This is a genomic window from Streptococcus suis (assembly GCF_019794555.1).
In the GTDB taxonomy this organism is placed as follows: Bacteria; Bacillota; Bacilli; order Lactobacillales; family Streptococcaceae; genus Streptococcus; species Streptococcus suis_AB.
The window spans coordinates 33,899-50,070 of the sequence record NZ_JAIMEP010000003.1 but is presented as its reverse complement, the minus strand read 5'-3'; the positions used below and the strand labels follow the sequence as shown (position 1 = coordinate 50,070).

Genomic DNA, 16,172 nt, shown 5'->3' with positions numbered 1-16,172 from the left:
CTTGTTAACTCAAGGAAAACGTTGCTAGAATCGCTCTCTCAGCACTTTTATTTTTAAAGAAAGGAGGACACATGGCAGGAAAAATTAAGGGTATCAATATTGAAATTGGTGGCGACACAACCGGCTTAGATAAGGCCTTAAAAAATGTCAATAAGTCTGCCTCTGATGCCAGCAAGGAAATCAAAGAAATTGACAAAGCCTTGAAATTTGACCCAGGCAATGTTGTCTTGCTTGGGCAGAAGCAGGAACTCTTGGCCAAGCAGGTTTCCAACGCCAAAGAAAAGCTTGAAACGTTGAAGACTGCAGAGGAGCAGGTCCAGAAGCAATTTGCAGAAGGAAAGATTGCTGAAGAGCAGTATCGAGCATTTCAACGCGAAGTTGAAGTTACCCAGAATGTACTGAAAGGCTATGAGAATAAGCTAGAGAATGTAAATCAAGCATTGGCTGGGAATGCAGATGCAGTCCAAAATAATGCCCAGACCATGAAAGGCTTACAGGAAGAGACAAACAATCTCTTGAAAGCTGATTTGCTGAATGACTTCTCTGGGATGATTGCTGATGCATCACAACAACTGATTGATTTTGGGCAAAACTCATTAGAAGCATTTCGGACCGTTGATGAGGGAATGGATACCATCGTCACAAAAACGGGAGCTAGCGGTGAATCATTGCAGGAAATGCAAGACATTGCATCTAACCTGGCGACCACAATTCCTACTGACTTCACAACAGCAGGTAACGCGGTTGGTGAAGTTAGCACTCAATTTGGGCTAGTTGGGGACGCTCTTCAACTCACTGCTGAGGATATGATCAAGTTCGCAGAAATCAATGGGACTGATGTTACTTCTGCAACACAGACCTCCAAGCAGGCATTAGAAGCCTATGGGCTATCTGTTGATTATCTTTCAGATGTGTTGGACAGTGCTACCTACGTCGCTCAAAATACTGGTGTTTCAGTTGATGATTTGATGACAAAAGCAGTTGACGGGGCACCTCAGATTAAAGCCTTGGGATTGGAATTTGACCAAGGTGTCGCTTTAATCGGTAAATTTGAAAAAGCTGGGGTTGACTCGTCAGCTGCACTTGGCTCGCTATCAAAAGCAGCGGTCAACTACGCTAAAGACGGAAAGACACTTGAGCAAGGATTGAACGAGACAATCTCTGCTATTCAAAACTCTGCTAGCGAGACAGAAGCCTTAACCATTGCTTCTGATGTGTTCGGCTCAAAAGCTGCACCTCGCATGGTTGATGCAATCAAACGAGGAACATTTAATTTTGATGACCTAGCAAATACAGCTGAGAATGCTGCTGGAACGGTCGGCAAAACATTTGACTCTACACTTGATCCAATTGACAAATTTACGACTGCACAAAATATGAGCACTGAGGCAATGTCTGAAATTGGTGGCATGATTGCAGAAGTAGTTGCTCCAGTTTTGGAAAGTATGGCAAGGATTTTTAAATCCGTTGCACAATGGGTTGGGAATTTGTCAGGGACTATAAAGACTGCGATCGTGGCTTTTGGTGGCATTGTTGCAATTGCTGGTCTACTATTACCAATAATTGTTGGTATTGTAACCGCTCTACCAACAATGATAGGGTTTTTATCCGGAATTGCAGGAGCGGCTGCACCTATAATAGCTCCAGTACTTGGAATTGTAGGAGCAATTGCCGCACTAATAGCAATTATCACATATTTGTGGAACAACAACGAATCCTTTCGAACGGCTGTAATCGAAATTTGGACTGCAATTATGTCGGTAATAAGCAGTGTTATTCAGCAGATTTCTGCTTTGGTTATGTCTATCTGGGGCACATTGGTTGCCTGGTGGACAGAGAATCAGGAGCTCATCAAAGTTACTGCAGAAACTGTATGGAATGCTATCATGTCTGTCATCAGCACAGTCATGACAGCCCTACAGCCACTCATTCAAGCTGCTTGGTCTAATATCCAGCTAGTCATCGAGACAGTCTGGACAGTTATCAAAACAATTGTAGAGACAGCAATCAACACTGTACTTGGAATCATCAAGGCAGTTATGCAGGCGATTAACGGTGACTGGTCTGGCGCATGGGAGACCATGAGAGGTGTTGTGGACGGCTTAATCAATGCAATCAAGTCCATCATTGAGACAGTTCTCACAGCTATTCAGCAATACATTCTGACAACTTGGCAGGCTATTGTAACTTATATCCAATTTGTTCTCAACATGATATTCAACATTGTATCTACAATTTGGAATAGCATATTGTCATTCATCAGCAATATAGTAACCTCGATTTCCAATACTATTTCTAATGTATTTAACGGAATATCGAGCACAATTAGTGGTATAATGTCTGGCATTTTTAATACTGTAAGCAGTGTTTGGAATGCTATTAGAGATACTATTACGAACACCATTAATGGTGCTAGGGACGCTGTTTCCAATGCTATCAATGCGATTAAAGGTTTCTTCAACTTTGAGTGGTCTCTCCCTAGACCGAAATTACCACGCTTCCATATTAGCGGCGGCGAAGCTCCATGGGGGTTCGGCGGCAAGGGGTCCTTGCCATCTATTGATATTACATGGTTTGCGAAAGGTGGTATTTTGACCAAGCCCACTATTTTCGGCATGAATAGTAATGGTTTGATGGGTGGCGGTGAGGCTGGTAAAGAAGCTGTTCTACCACTGAACGAAAGTACACTTGGCATGATTGCTGATCATATCATGTCAACTGTCAAAGATAAGATTGTTGTGAATGTGGAACAACCACAGCCACAACCAATTATTTTAAATATCGACGGCAAAACATTCGCTCAATTGATTGTAGGGCATGTGTCAGATGCACAAGCACAACGTATTCAAATCATCGAAGGAGGTGGGACAGTTGGCTAAACACTATGGTATTCGATACAACGGCAGGCATTCGTTTGAAGATGAAGGCCTGCTTTTGCTGAACGAGCGGTCAATCAGCATTCCCAACAAGAAGAAGGTATTGGTGCCAATTCCATTCTCCAATGAAAAATATGATTTTTCAACGGTCTATGGCGGCCAGCTCTATGAACAGAGAACCTTGACCTATCAAATCAAAATCAAGAATACAATTTATGGTACGAAAGAAGCCATGAATATGGCTAAAACCAATGCAATCAATTGGTTGATGGGAACAACAGGCTTATCACCTCTCTATGATGATGCGATACCTGGATACTACTTCTTGGCCGAGGTCCAAGGAGATAGTGCTTTTGAGGAAGATTGGGCTCATGGTGTGCTTAAAATCACATTCACAGCCTATCCCTTCATGATTTCTGAAAGAGCAGAAGGTAGCGACATCTGGGATGATTTCAATTTTGAGCTTGACGCATTCCAAGATATTGCTTTTGAAGTCAAAGGCTCACTTGATATTCTATTGGTCAACACAGGCATCAGCTTGGCACGGCCAGATATTACATCAACTAGCAACATGACTTTGATAATGCGAAATCAACAGTTCAGCATAGTCCCTGGCAGTCGTGTGTATGATTTTTTCACACTCGAAAAAGAGAATGAGATTCGCATTGAAGGAAATGGCAGAATTTCTTTCAAATGGTTTAAGGAGTTGATTTGATGTATGCAGTTAGTTTGATAAACGGTGCCAACGTGACACCAATACACGATTCAATGGCCGGCGGGAATAAGCTCTTGTCGGCCATTATTAAGTTTGAGATCAATAAGATTGCCCAGTTTGACTTCCAGTTTCTGCCAAATAATGCCGGCTGCAAGGCTCTAATCAAGCCTTTGCAGACCATGGTCCAAGTTGTCAATATGCAGACTGGTAGAGAGTTGTTTTATGGCCGTATCGCACCGATTACAAACGATATGGCCGAGAGTGGAGTATTTACCTTCGCTTACAATGCCAAGTCTGAACTTGACTTTTTGAACGACAGCAAGCAACGGCAACAGATCTACCGTGGGAAGAAATCTGATTTTGTAAAGCAGGTCCTGCAATTTCACAACGACAATCTGGAATCTTACAAGGAATTTTTGCCTGGGGACTTGTCAGACTTGATCGCAACAGGCGACCACATGGAAGCCGATGTCGACCCTGCCAAGTCGACTTTTGCCACGTTGACAGACCTCATCCTAAACGAGTATGGACTGGAACTACAGATTCGCAAAGAGAACGGCAAGAGGTACCTTGACTTTAAGAAACAGATTGGTGTCGACAGCGACACAGAAATCAAGCTCTCTGTCAATCTATTGTCATTAAAACAACACATCAACCCTGAAGGCATCGTATCTCGCTTGCTTGTATATGGCAAGCAAAATAGTGAGACGAATCAGCGTGTCAGCATTGCATCCGTTAACAACGGGAAAGATTACATCGATAGACCGGACTTAATTGCTGAGTACGGCATTAAGATGGAGACTGCCACCTTCGATGACATAGAGGACCCTGCTACTCTAAAACAAGCAGGAGAGAGCCAGCTAGCTACACAAAAGGCGGTAGCTTATCAATACTCTGTCTCAGCAGTCAACTTGTCACACATCAATCCAAACTTTGACGAGTTTGAGGAAGGGAACACATACAGGGTCATCAATCCCGTTATGTTTATTGACGAGCGGCTGAGAGTTGTTGCACGGCAGATTGACCTAGTGAGTGTTGAGCGCTCAAATTTGACAATTGGCGATAAGTTTAAGTCTGCTGAAGAGTGGCAATTGGATAATGTCCGAAGAAGGACCAAGCAGTTAGTTACGACTAGGCAACTCAAGGAGCAACAGAGCCAGCTGGAAGAAGTCCGAATTATTGCCAGCTCGACTGCAGAAGCTATTGAGACTGTCAACACAGCGGTCTCAGAACAATCAAGCCAGCTATTGTCAGCTCAAGATAAGCAGAAGTTAGACTACCTGCTTGTAACCAAAGAAATCAATCTGGATGAATTATTGACCAGAGTAGAAGCATTAGAAAGGAAATGATAAATGGGAATTGATAACCACTTAAAAGTAATCAAAGAAGCCGTCTTCGGTCGAGATGTCCGACAAGCTATTCACGACGGAATCCAGCAAGCGTATGATGATGCAACAGCCAATGGCAATGCTAACATGGAAGTCGCTAAGGCGAGGGGGTATGCAAATACACTTGTTGAGCGGCTTGACCAAATGGAGCAAGCTGACAAAACGACAGCTCAGGATATTAGCGTGGTTAGCGGGCAGATTGACAATCTTATCGCCAATGCTGGGAATGGGACGGTGCCGAGCGAACTGACGGATATGCGAGTCGCATATAATGGTGAGTCATTTAATACCGCAGGTAAAGCAGTTAGGGAGCAATTTACCAAACTATCAAACGGCATATTGACGGGAGACATGGTCTTTCCGTTGGTTAAGTCAGAGGCTATTACCGACTTTATCAATCCTCGCGGTTGGAACAAAATCAGCGAGCTCGTATCTGGTGGTAGCACGAGATATTTAACTGTCAGAGATGCCCTGAAAGGTGGCACAAAAGTATCTGTTAAAGTAGATAGATCACAAGCAGCAGGGCTGAATCCGCGATTTACTATCGTGCAATTTAATAATTCTACAGGGGATAAAATCGGTGATTTAGTATCCGGTGTGACATCTAGCGGAAGCTTTGACCTGCCCGAAGGATATCTGTACACAATATTATTTGCGACTAATGCTGACCTAACTCAGAGCAACGTTGCAACTTATTTTAGTGTTGAGCTAATCCATTATGCAGTCGATTATGCTGCTAAATCTATTACATTAGATAAAATCAGCGATGAGACAATTAAAGCGCTATCCGCTCAAAGCGTAGCTACTTTGGCAACAAAGTCAATGCACATGTCATTTGACGACACCTGGCAATGTCTATATGATTTGGTGCGTAATAAAAACAATTACTTGTCGATTTTTGACAATCCATTTCTAAACGACCTCAAAGAGGTGCATGGCGCCACTGGTATGGTATTTACGCTAAATTGTTTCAACGCTTACTCTGGCAGAGCAAGTTACAATATTTCCGATTTAGCAGGTTTAACCAAATTTAGCAAGGAATTTCAAGAAAATTCAAGCTGGCTTCGTTTTTCCTTTCATGCCCAGGACGATAGCAGCCGTTATGATAGCGACCAAACAAGTCAGATTGTCCAAAGCTACAACACATTTACTAATGCTATTTACCAAATGACTGGTACAACGGATAGCATCGATACTGTTGTTAGACTTGGTTTTTTCACGGGTAGTCTAAGTAACTGTTTAGCACTACGAGATGCTGCCTGTGGCATCACAGGTATTTTAGCGGCTGACGATACTCGTAGCGATTATTATTTTGATTCTACAACTCGCAATTACCTTGCCTTACGAGGATTTGAGTACGACTCGACCAACAGACTAAAACTTTGTAAATCGTTTAAGCGTTTGGAGTCTATCACAGATATATCGGTAGAGCTTGCTAATTATGATGGATTGGTAGGAGCTAACAAAAATAAGCGTTTAGAATTTTTTACTCACGAATACGCTTGGAATACCCAAATCAAATCTATGTTGTTACAAATCGGTACATGGGCTAATGGCCGAGGCTATAGCCATTTGTATCTACAAGATGTATAGGAGGTACGCATTTGCCAGGACAGGATATCGTCCGGGAAGCCATGCTACAAGATTGGACGATTGACAAGATTAGCGGTATTTTAGCGACCGCCTTGGTCATTATCGTTATTTTTATTGTGGTGGCGCAGGCTTGGACAAACAAGAAACTAGTGGGAGGTTTTCAGGAGACTAACAAAGAGCTCTTGAAGGCCAACACTGAGATAGCTAGAGAAAATCAGACGCAGATGGCCAGATTGACGGAAGCGGTAAATAATTTATCTAGCGAAACACGTCGCGACATTTCGGCTCTCAATGAAAAAGTCGAAGGGCTAGAGGATACTATACGAGATAGGCAGATGATGCCGTAGGAGGAAAAAAGATGAATCAAATCACAGGAATAATTGTTAGCTCTGCAGCAGGTATTTTAACTATTATCGGTGGAATGATTGTCCACGAGGTCAAAAAATATCTGTTAACCAGAGGCGGTAAGCGTGCCGTTGAAATCACTGAGATTTTGGCACGGAACGCTGTAAATGCGGTTGAACAGATTACTAAGCTAGACCAAGAGCATCATGTTGATAAGCTAGACATGGCCAAGCGACGAATCACTAGCCAGCTTGAAAATACAATATCTACATGACCGAGACACAACTAGAAACGTTTATCGAAAGCGCAGTTAAGCAAATGAACGATGCGTGGAAGGAGACTGACAAATGACAACAGTAAATGAAGTAGTACAATTTTTTATTAACCTAGCTAACTCTGGCATGGGTGTTGACAAGGACGGTATGTTTGGTACACAATGTGCGGATGTCCCGAGCTATACAGCTAAGCATTGGTTTGGCATTGATTTGTGGGGCAATGCTATTGACTTGCTCAATTCGGCAGCATCTGCTGGTTGGGAAGTACATTACATGCCTACCGATGCCAATCCTCAAGCAGGCGATTTCTTTGTATCTAACGCTGTTTTTGGAGGTGTCAATTACGGGCATACTGGTATCGTGATAGCCGATAGCGACGGATATACCATGCAAACCGTCGAGCAAAACATTGACGGCAACTGGGACGCTTTAGAGGTTGGAGGCCCTGCCCGTTTTAACGAGCGTGGTTTTTCAAACGTGGTAGGATGGTTCCGCCCACCGTACTCAGCTGGAGGCAATACCCCAATCGCCCAACCGACTGCAAACGAGATTGATTTGATTCCAGAGACCGGTACATTTACGGTAGGTGATAGCCCGATCAATGTGCGAAGAGCACCGAATTTAAACGGCGAAATCGTAGCAGTTTATGAACCTGGGCAATCTGTCAAATATGACAGCAAGGGTTCTGCTAACGGATACCGATGGATTAGCTATATCGGTAGTTCTGGCTATCGTAATTATGTGGCGATAGGTCAAACGGATAGCGCAGGCAACAGAATCAGCCTGTGGGGAACAATAAAATAGATTTTCAGCCCAGCTTTTGCTGGGCTTTTTTTGTTGCTCAAAATTGCGATTGCCTCTGTATCGGACATTTTGCAAAATTGCCGTTTTTGCAGACACAAAAAGACTCTCATGCCTATGAGAGTCTTTTTGGTACGAAGTACCCTTACTTTACAATCCGCAACGGATGTTGATGCCATAATTATATCAACATTATTTATAATCGTCAAGGATTTCCTGGACTGCTTGAAAAAAGTCTTTTGCAATCAGCGGTTGATGATTGCCCTCAAACTCTTTCCCTCTCCACTTGATTTTACCAATATAGACGGGGTTTCGAGCGATGTATTTGATTGATGTGTGGTACCATTTTTTGTTTAGAGTCCCTTTGTAAGTTAATTTTTTAGCTAATGTCTTTGGCTTAGTCCCATCATATAGCTCAGTAAAAATTTCTGTGACTATTTTTTTGTCATTGTTGGCGATGTACAAACCATCCTTATAGTCATATCCAAGTGGAGTATATCCTGGAGCCCAAGACATAGCTTTACCTGTCATGGCTCTGCCGTATTTGCCCATTATCATGCGTTCCCTGATGACGTCTCGCTCATATTGGGCATAGAGGGCGAGATTTCCAATCATCCACTTTCCACTGGGTGTAGAGCTATCAATATTTTCCGTTAGACTGATTAAACCAACATTATATTTAATAAGATAATCATCAATTATAGTAAAAGTATCTTTTAAGCTACGACTTAGGCGATCCAACTTGTGTATAATAACAATGTCAATTTGTTTATTTTGTATATCGGCCAACAGACGCTGTAGTTGTGGCCTGTCAAATTTAGCACCAGTCACCTCATCGCGATAAATCTTATACTCATCTACACCGTTTTTTTGACAATAATCTATCGCCAAAAACTCCTGCATATCGAGTGAGTACCCGTTGACCTGATCAAAGGTACTCACTCTTGTATAGATTGCAGCTCTCATAATTTTATAGGCCTAGCCCTGCTTTTGCACGATTATTATTCCAGCTAGCAAAATCTTCTTTTTTGCCCCCCATTAATGTCAAGCGACGTGCATGACGGTATTCGACAGAGAGCGATACTAAGACATTTCTTTCAAAACATTTTAGGGTAGTGTTGCTAAAACCAATGTGGTATCCATCCTCTTTTAAGATATTTACAACCTTAGCAGGTACATCGTTAGATTTTAAGATATGTTCGTCTTTTTCTGACGAGGTACTAGCTAATAATCCGTTGATTAGATCAAAACATTTTTGGTTTTGGATTGCAAAAAATGCGATTGTTTGAATTTTGATTGTTTTCATGATTTTTTCCTCTTTTTCTATTTTGAGGGTACTTAAAAAGTACCTGTTGCGACAACAAGTACTTTATGATACAATCATGTGGTACTTGCTGTTTAGTAAGTGCGTCCGCCTTTCAACCAATCGGATTGGCGTTTGAGTGGTTGTAAGGTGTTTTTATTTTTCTTTTAATTCCTGAGCATATTTTGTCATGGCTAGTCCATGTTTGAGTTTCATGTTCATCACATCGGCTTGACCATGTTTGTATTTGTCAACGGCTTGATTTGACAAGCCACAGTTTTTGCTGATCGCATAGGATGTGGCATTGTCCAATAGCCATTTTATATCGTTTATGTCAATTTTCATTTTTTATCTCGCTACTAACCAAATAATTGCCAACAAGACGATAAGTCCAATAACAAATTCGATTTTTTCTTTCTTTGTAGATTTTCTGATGTTAAAATTTACTTTCATAGTTATCTATGGTATGATGATATTGACCCCTGAAGGGGCGGGGAGGGTTACTCCCCGATTTCGATTTGCCACTCAAGGATTAGGAAGAATAAGTTTAGTTTGATGACCAGCTTACTCATCTTTATCTTGAGTGGTTTTCTCATCCAACTTGTCATACAAGCTCCTTTCTTTTAGATTTCTTATCATAAGGTTCCTCCTTAACCTTATGTATTTATTATACAACTTAAGTTGGATAAAGTCAACTATTTTTGTGCACTTTTTTAAAATTTGTTAAAAAAAAGCTCTTGTCCAAAATTTGTCCAAAATGTCCCAAAAATGTTAGAAAAAAGTAAAAAACAAGATTGTTTAAATTGCGTATTTAAGCCATTTTTTATTTCCAATTTTTCCCAAAATTACCACAATATTTCCTGCAGGGGAGATATAGAAAATAACGAAAACCCTTGAAATATTAATATTTTCAAGGGTTTTGGTTTGGCTAAAATGTGACTGAGGGGCAAGAAAGGGGCAAATTATGAATCCAATACTTTCATCTCACCTGCGCTCCATAAATAGTCTGTTTTCTGTTTATAAGATAAGCTATGGCAAGTACAGGAATAGCATAGGGCAGGATATTAGCACCGAATACTTCATAACTAATGAAGAGAGGAGCCAGTAAGGTGTTGGTGGCTGTTCCAAATACGGCACAATACCCAAGGGCTGCAACAAGTTCAGTTGGTAGACCTAGTAATCCTGCTAAAACAGCCCCAGAACTTGCTCCAATTGCAAAGAGTGGAGTAACTTCGCCTCCTTGAAAACCTGCAGCCAAACAAAGACAGGTTAGTAGGAGTTTTAGTAGCCAATCGTAAGCAAACACCTGTTCCCCAGCTAAACTGGCATCAATCAAGTTGGTTCCTAGACCAGTGTAACGACCTTGATGGAAGAAAAATAGTAGAACGGTCAGTCCAACTCCCATGATAGCTATTTTAATGTAAGGATTTGGAAGCCATCGAGTTGAGATGCTTTTTGCTTGCGCCAGAAACCAAGCAAATAAATTACCGACAAATCCAAAGCAGATGGCAATCAGAAGCCATTTAAAACTATCTGTAAAATGGAATGAGGTAGTCGCGATGGCATGCGAAAATTTCTCCAATCCCAGTAAATGGGAAGTAGTAGAAGCCGTGAAAGCGGCAACTAGACAATAGGGAAGACTTGTCCAAGAATATTGGCCAACGACTAAAACCTCAATGGCAAAGAAACTAGCAGCCAATGGTGTTTGAAATAGCCCAGCAAAACCTGCGGCCATACCAATCTTTGTTATCATGTCTTTGGGCAAGTGTGTGAAACCATGTTTTTGTAACCAATGCGAGAGACTGGCACCAAGTTGAACAGCTACCCCCTCGCGACCAACGGAAGCGCCAAAAAGATGACTGAGCCAAGTTGTAGAGATGATGAGCGGAATGAGAACTGGAGAAATTTGCACATTCTCACCTTGTCCAGCTTTGAAGACTAAGCCCATACCTGCTTGGACTTCCCTCCCCCATTTTTGATAAATGAAAACAATCAACACACCTGCAAGTGGTAAAAAGGGCATTAGAAAAGTAAAATATTCAGATCGTAAGTCTCCAACTCCTAGTAGAATTTTTCCAAAAAGTGTGGTGATAATTCCTGCACCGACTCCAATTAAGCTGGAAAAGAAAAGGAGTTGGATGGCTTGTTTCATCTTATTCCTCATGATTCGCTAGCTTGGAAGATTGATAGGCTCTTGATTGGGCCATCATATCACTAAAGGTTGCTTGAATGGCAGAGCGGTAATCATCCTTTTGAACTAATTTTCCAACTCTTTCAAGGATAGCTTTTTCTCGGCTGGTATCCAAAACAGGCTTACCTGTTGCTCGTTTATAGGCTGCGACTTGATCAACAAGTTCCATTCGTTTTTCCAATAGTGCAACAAGTTCCTCATCAAGCTGATTAATTTGTGAACGAATCATGTCTAAATCCATAATTAACTCCTCCAGAGATTGTTTCAGTTGGTTTTTAGTATAGCAAAAAACAAGGCGGAAAACCAGCCTTGTTAAGAATCTTTACCAACTTGCTTTTTTAACCCCAGGGAGTTGACCAAGATGAGCTAATTCACGGAAAGTAATTCGACTCACACCGAATTTTCGCATATAAGCATGCGGACGGCCATCTGTCCGGTCTCTGTATTTCAGCCGATTTGGATTTGAGTCGCGAGGCAATTTTCTGAGTGCTTGGTAGTCACCTTTTTCTTTGAGACTTTTTCGCAAATCTGCGTAACGTTCGATTAATTCCAATTGCCTCTGATAGCGTGCCATTTTTGATTTTTTAGCCATAAAATTCTCCTTTTTTTAAAAACTTAACCAGTTAATTATATATCAAAAAAATAAAGATTGCAAACAATAGGTGTACAATCTTAATAATTGGCTAAAAGAAAACAGACTAGACCTATTGATAAGCCAGTCTGTTTGTCAATTAATTCAAAGTATCTAATTTTGCAACAAGGTCTGTCGCGAATTGCTCAAGGTTAACAATATCCTCATCTTCGGCGGCAAGATCTACCTTAACATTTTCGGCACCCTTAGTTGCACCACGTGAACCCAACATGACATCGAAGTCATCTACTGCACTACAGAAGTCATCATAGAAGGTATCACCAGATCCACACACACCGTACACTTTACCAGTCAAATCTAAGTCAGCTAAGTCAGCATAGAAATCAACAATTTCATCTGGAAGTTCACCATCTCCACCGTATGAATAGGTGTAGCTGGCTACCACGATAAGATCCGCATCCAAGATTTCTTCTGTTTCAATAGTCGTACATTCATGTACCTGTACTTCAACGCCCAACTCTTCTAGCTTACTGGCGACGATGTCAGCAATTTCTTCTGTGTTACCAGTCATACTAGCGTAAACTATTTTTGCTAGTGCCATAATTTCCTCCAAATTACATAGTAATCCCATTATACCACACTCCCATCATTTTCAAAAGGGGAAGTTTATGCTAAAATGATGAAAAGGAGTTGCTATGACAATTTACAGTAAAATTATTGAAAAAATTCACGAATACGACACGATTATTATTCACCGACATAAACGACCAGATCCGGATGCCATTGGTAGTCAAGTTGGCTTGCAGAAACTCTTGCAGAAGAATTTTCCTGAAAAAACCATCAAGGTAACCGGTTTTGAGGAACCAAATCTTGCTTGGATGGCAGGAATGGACGTAGTTGCAGACCAAGATTATCAAGGAGCCTTGGTTATCGTGACAGACACTGCCAATACGGCGCGTGTGGATGACGACCGTTATACTCAAGGAGATTTCTTGATTAAAATCGATCATCACCCCAATGATGAGCCTTATGGCGACCTGCTCTGGGTCAATACGGAAGCCAGCTCATGCAGTGAAATGATTACGGAACTAGCCATCCAAAGTCAGTTGGAATTGGATGGGGAAACTGCTCGTCTACTCTATGCAGGAATTGTGGGCGATACAGGCCGCTTTCTCTATCCAGCAACCAGCTCGCGAACCTTTGAGATTGTTGCTCGTCTCCGCCAAGAAGATTTTGACTTTGCAAGGATGTCTCGCCAGATGGATACCATTGATTTCAAGATTGCCAAGTTGACAGGTTACGTCTACGACAACTTGGAAGTGGATGAACATGGTGCGGCACGTGTTATTTTGACACAAGATATTCTCAAAAAATACGGGGTGACCGATGCGGACACTTCCTTTATCGTCGGGGCTCCAGGACGGATTGGAATCGTTCAATCTTGGGGGATTTTTGTGGAACAAACTGACGGAAATTACAGGGTTCGCTTACGCAGCAAGTATCTTCCAATTAACGAGGTTGCTAAACGCCACGATGGCGGTGGCCACCCACTAGCAAGTGGTGCTAACTCTTATTCACTCTCCGAAAATGAGCAAATATACCAAGAAATCCAAGAGGTAGTGAGGAATGCAAGCAAGTAGTCGCTCACTTCGTCTTATGGGAACCATCATTGAAACCAGAATATGGCATCCTCAGGCAGAACCGATTTTGGATCAGGTAGAAGAGCTTCTCTATCTCTACAAGGATCGGTTTTCTGCCAATGACTTGACCTCTGAATTGATGGAGGTTAACCTCAATGCAGGTGTTCAGGCGGTTCCTGTTGCCGATGACCTGTATGAATTGATTACATTGGGCAAAGAACACAGTCTGGCTCAGGGATCTTTTTTGAATATTACCATTGGTCCCCTTGTGCAAAGCTGGCGGATTGGATTTAACGATGCCACACTTCCAACCCAAGAAATGATCAGGGAAAAACTCCAACTCATCAATCCAAGGGACATTGAATTAGATGACCAAGAGCAAACAGTCTATCTGAGAAAAGAAGGCATGGCGATTGATTTGGGTGCTCTTGCTAAAGGATATGTAGCAGATAAGATTGTCGACTTCTTGAAAAGAATAGGTGTGAAAACTGGATTGATTAACCTGGGTGGCAATGTCCTGACCTTTGGTCAAGCTCCTCACAATGCAGATGGCTATTGGCGAATTGGTATACAGGATCCTCAGAAGCCACGTGGTGAAAATGCCCTCGTCCTCAAAATAGGTGAAGAATCAGTAGTTACCTCTGGTATTTACGAAAGAACCCTTACCGTGAATGGAAAGACCTATCATCATATTTTGAGTCCTGAGACTGGCTATCCAATCGAGTCGCAGCTGGCTAGTTTGACCATTGTGTCCAAACAATCTGTTGACGGTGAGATTTGGACGACTCGACTGTTTGGTCAAGAAATAACTCGGATTTATACGATGGTAGAAGAAACTGATGGTATCGAAGCGGTTCTGATTGGGCTGGATGGTAGGATTCTAGTGACCTCAGGACTTTCTGAGAAAGTTCTTGCTGGTAAAGAAAGAATTTCTGATAGCTTGGGCAGTCCTTCAAGAGGGGGATTTGGGACAAGGGTCACTTCTGATGTAGCTTCGGGTGCTTCTGTACTATAACTTGAAAAAATATTAAAAAAATAGGTAAAAAGACTTGCCATAAGAACAAACTTTTGGTAAACTTAAATGGTTATAATCTATGGCTCGAAAAAGAGACCATGGCAGAAAGGAATTTTTATAATGAAAAAAGATATCCATCCAGAATATCGCACTGTTGTCTTCATGGACACAACTACTGGCTACAAGTTCCTTAGCGGTTCAACTAAGAAATCTAACGAAACAGTTGAATTCGAAGGTGAAACTTACCCATTGATCCGTGTGGAAATTTCATCAGACTCACATCCATTCTATACTGGACGTCAAAAGTTCACTCAAGCAGATGGACGTGTGGATCGTTTCAACAAAAAATACGGTCTCAAATAATCAGCGTTATAAAACCGTTAGAAACGTTGATTTTAAGCCATTCCCGAGCCATGGGAATGGTTTTCTTATGGCTTCGAGCCAGTTTTTCTCGTAGAGAAAAACAAGAAAACCACCAGCTATGCTGGTGGCTGCCAAGGCTTTGAGCTTCCATTTCTTTTTCCTGTTATAATCTAATTGTTCAGGTTAGATAAAGGAGGAAAAAGAAATGGCTAAAACCAGTTACAGTTTATCACATACCAAATGGATGTGCAAATATCACATAGTTTTCACGCCTAAGTACCGTAGAAAATCCATTTACTACAAAATAAGGCAGGACTTAATTAATATTTTCCGTCATCTATGTCGATACAAAGGCGTGGAAATCATTGAGGGACACATGATGCCAGACCATGTTCATATGCTTGTCTTGATACCCTCAAAACTTTCGATTTCCGATTTTATGGGATATTTGAAAAGTAAAAGTGCTCTAATGATATTTGATAAACACGCTAATTTGAAATATAAGTACGGGAATCGAAAGTTTTGGGCTAGAGGCTACTATGTTAGTACGGTCGGGCTGAACGAAAAGACAGTTGCGAAATACATTCGCGAGCAGGAGAAAAATGACATTGCACTTGATAAATTGAGTGTCAAAGAGTATGAAGATCCATTTTCAGATGGTAGTTTTAGAACAAGATAAAAGCCCGTTGTTACGGGCATTAGTCAAGTAATTATAGCACTAACCTGAACGAAGTTCAGCGAACGTCTTTAGACGTCGCTGGAGAGAAACGGCTTATAGCCGGTGTACAAGCCACCCGTTTTCACGGGTGGTTATGACTTTTGAAAAAGTAACGGAAAAAGTAACGGCTGGACGTTACATTCCCAAAAATTGGGCAAACTTTTCAGCCGTTTTTTCTTTTGTGTTGTCGTTTTATGGATGTATTACTATTTAAAGTAGTACTTGTTCCGTCAATTGTTTTATAATGCCTTGATGAGATTGAACTAGTTTGCACTTTTACGATTTTGGTTATACATTTCAACTTTTGATTTCAATGACCAGTCTTTTTTTGCTATAATGGAAAGAGTTAGTATTTGA

16 protein-coding genes and 2 pseudogenes are annotated in these 16,172 nt (G+C 41.5%); 11 read left to right on the top strand and 7 right to left on the bottom strand.

Annotation, left to right across the window (positions count from 1 at the left end; genetic code table 11):
* Positions 1 to 71 precede the first annotated feature (71 nt).
* From K6V48_RS01825 to K6V48_RS01795, 7 genes and pseudogenes are all read left to right on the top strand, one after another.
* The gene (locus K6V48_RS01825; RefSeq protein ID WP_222367507.1) at positions 72 to 2,879 is read left to right on the top strand and encodes a phage tail tape measure protein; all 2,808 of its coding nucleotides are present in this window, start codon (positions 72 to 74) and stop codon (positions 2,877 to 2,879) included.
* Entirely contained in the window at positions 2,872 to 3,591 is a 720-nt protein-coding gene (locus tag K6V48_RS01820; RefSeq protein WP_261311017.1) for a phage tail protein, read from the top strand. The genes K6V48_RS01825 and K6V48_RS01820 overlap by 8 nt, the downstream gene beginning before the upstream one ends.
* A complete protein-coding gene (locus tag K6V48_RS01815) occupies positions 3,591 to 4,940 on the top strand; it encodes a phage tail protein (protein WP_222367501.1) in 1,350 nt (449 codons plus the stop codon). Before K6V48_RS01820 ends, K6V48_RS01815 begins: the two co-directional genes overlap by 1 nt.
* A gap of 3 nt (positions 4,941 to 4,943) precedes the next feature.
* Positions 4,944 to 6,572 (top strand): hypothetical protein, encoded by a 1,629-nt coding sequence (locus tag K6V48_RS01810; protein ID WP_222367742.1) that lies wholly within the window; start codon positions 4,944 to 4,946, stop codon positions 6,570 to 6,572.
* An 11-nt stretch (positions 6,573 to 6,583) separates the two neighbouring features.
* Positions 6,584 to 6,919, top strand: coding sequence for a hypothetical protein (locus K6V48_RS01805; RefSeq protein WP_172068657.1), 336 nt, complete (start codon positions 6,584 to 6,586; stop codon positions 6,917 to 6,919).
* A gap of 11 nt (positions 6,920 to 6,930) precedes the next feature.
* Positions 6,931 to 7,268: pseudogene (locus K6V48_RS01800) on the top strand (phage holin).
* 11 nt (positions 7,269 to 7,279) lie between these two features.
* Positions 7,280 to 7,996, top strand: a pseudogene (locus tag K6V48_RS01795) (CHAP domain-containing protein); the annotation flags it as partial.
* A 189-nt stretch (positions 7,997 to 8,185) separates the two neighbouring features.
* On the opposite strand, the gene K6V48_RS01790 reads toward K6V48_RS01795, so the two are convergent.
* The 7 genes from K6V48_RS01790 to K6V48_RS01760 form a co-directional block, all read right to left on the bottom strand.
* Positions 8,186 to 8,959 (bottom strand): recombinase family protein, encoded by a 774-nt coding sequence (locus K6V48_RS01790; RefSeq protein WP_222367497.1) that lies wholly within the window; start codon positions 8,957 to 8,959, stop codon positions 8,186 to 8,188.
* 4 nt (positions 8,960 to 8,963) lie between these two features.
* Positions 8,964 to 9,299 carry a hypothetical protein gene (locus K6V48_RS01785; protein ID WP_222367495.1) on the bottom strand — a complete coding sequence of 112 codons (336 nt, stop codon included), beginning with the start codon at positions 9,297 to 9,299 and terminating at the stop codon, positions 8,964 to 8,966.
* Positions 9,300 to 9,452: 153 nt separating this feature from the next.
* On the bottom strand, positions 9,453 to 9,641 hold the full coding sequence (locus tag K6V48_RS01780; RefSeq protein WP_024404573.1) for a hypothetical protein: 189 nt from the start codon (positions 9,639 to 9,641) through the stop codon (positions 9,453 to 9,455).
* Between the two features lie 634 nt (positions 9,642 to 10,275).
* Positions 10,276 to 11,460, bottom strand: coding sequence for a chloride channel protein (locus K6V48_RS01775; protein ID WP_222367491.1), 1,185 nt, complete (start codon positions 11,458 to 11,460; stop codon positions 10,276 to 10,278).
* Positions 11,450 to 11,728 carry a chorismate mutase gene (locus K6V48_RS01770; protein ID WP_024404233.1) on the bottom strand — a complete coding sequence of 93 codons (279 nt, stop codon included), beginning with the start codon at positions 11,726 to 11,728 and terminating at the stop codon, positions 11,450 to 11,452. The genes K6V48_RS01775 and K6V48_RS01770 overlap by 11 nt, the downstream gene beginning before the upstream one ends.
* 81 nt (positions 11,729 to 11,809) lie before the next feature.
* On the bottom strand, positions 11,810 to 12,079 hold the full coding sequence (gene rpsN, locus K6V48_RS01765) for a 30S ribosomal protein S14 (RefSeq protein WP_002940393.1): 270 nt from the start codon (positions 12,077 to 12,079) through the stop codon (positions 11,810 to 11,812).
* A 139-nt stretch (positions 12,080 to 12,218) separates the two neighbouring features.
* Positions 12,219 to 12,680, bottom strand: coding sequence for a flavodoxin (locus tag K6V48_RS01760; protein ID WP_024406055.1), 462 nt, complete (start codon positions 12,678 to 12,680; stop codon positions 12,219 to 12,221).
* Positions 12,681 to 12,774: 94 nt separating this feature from the next.
* Between K6V48_RS01760 and K6V48_RS01755 the strand changes: the two genes are divergently transcribed.
* The 4 genes from K6V48_RS01755 (at position 12,775) to tnpA (ending at position 15,776) form a co-directional block, all read left to right on the top strand.
* Positions 12,775 to 13,719 (top strand): DHH family phosphoesterase, encoded by a 945-nt coding sequence (locus tag K6V48_RS01755; RefSeq protein ID WP_222367485.1) that lies wholly within the window; start codon positions 12,775 to 12,777, stop codon positions 13,717 to 13,719.
* On the top strand, positions 13,706 to 14,734 hold the full coding sequence (locus K6V48_RS01750; RefSeq protein WP_222367484.1) for an FAD:protein FMN transferase: 1,029 nt from the start codon (positions 13,706 to 13,708) through the stop codon (positions 14,732 to 14,734). The genes K6V48_RS01755 and K6V48_RS01750 overlap by 14 nt, the downstream gene beginning before the upstream one ends.
* Before the next feature lie 120 nt (positions 14,735 to 14,854).
* The gene (locus tag K6V48_RS01745; RefSeq protein ID WP_012027466.1) at positions 14,855 to 15,097 is read left to right on the top strand and encodes a type B 50S ribosomal protein L31; all 243 of its coding nucleotides are present in this window, start codon (positions 14,855 to 14,857) and stop codon (positions 15,095 to 15,097) included.
* Positions 15,098 to 15,302: 205 nt separating this feature from the next.
* Entirely contained in the window at positions 15,303 to 15,776 is a 474-nt protein-coding gene (gene tnpA / locus K6V48_RS01740) for an IS200/IS605 family transposase (RefSeq protein WP_222367483.1), read from the top strand.
* Positions 15,777 to 16,172: the final 396 nt, after the last annotated feature.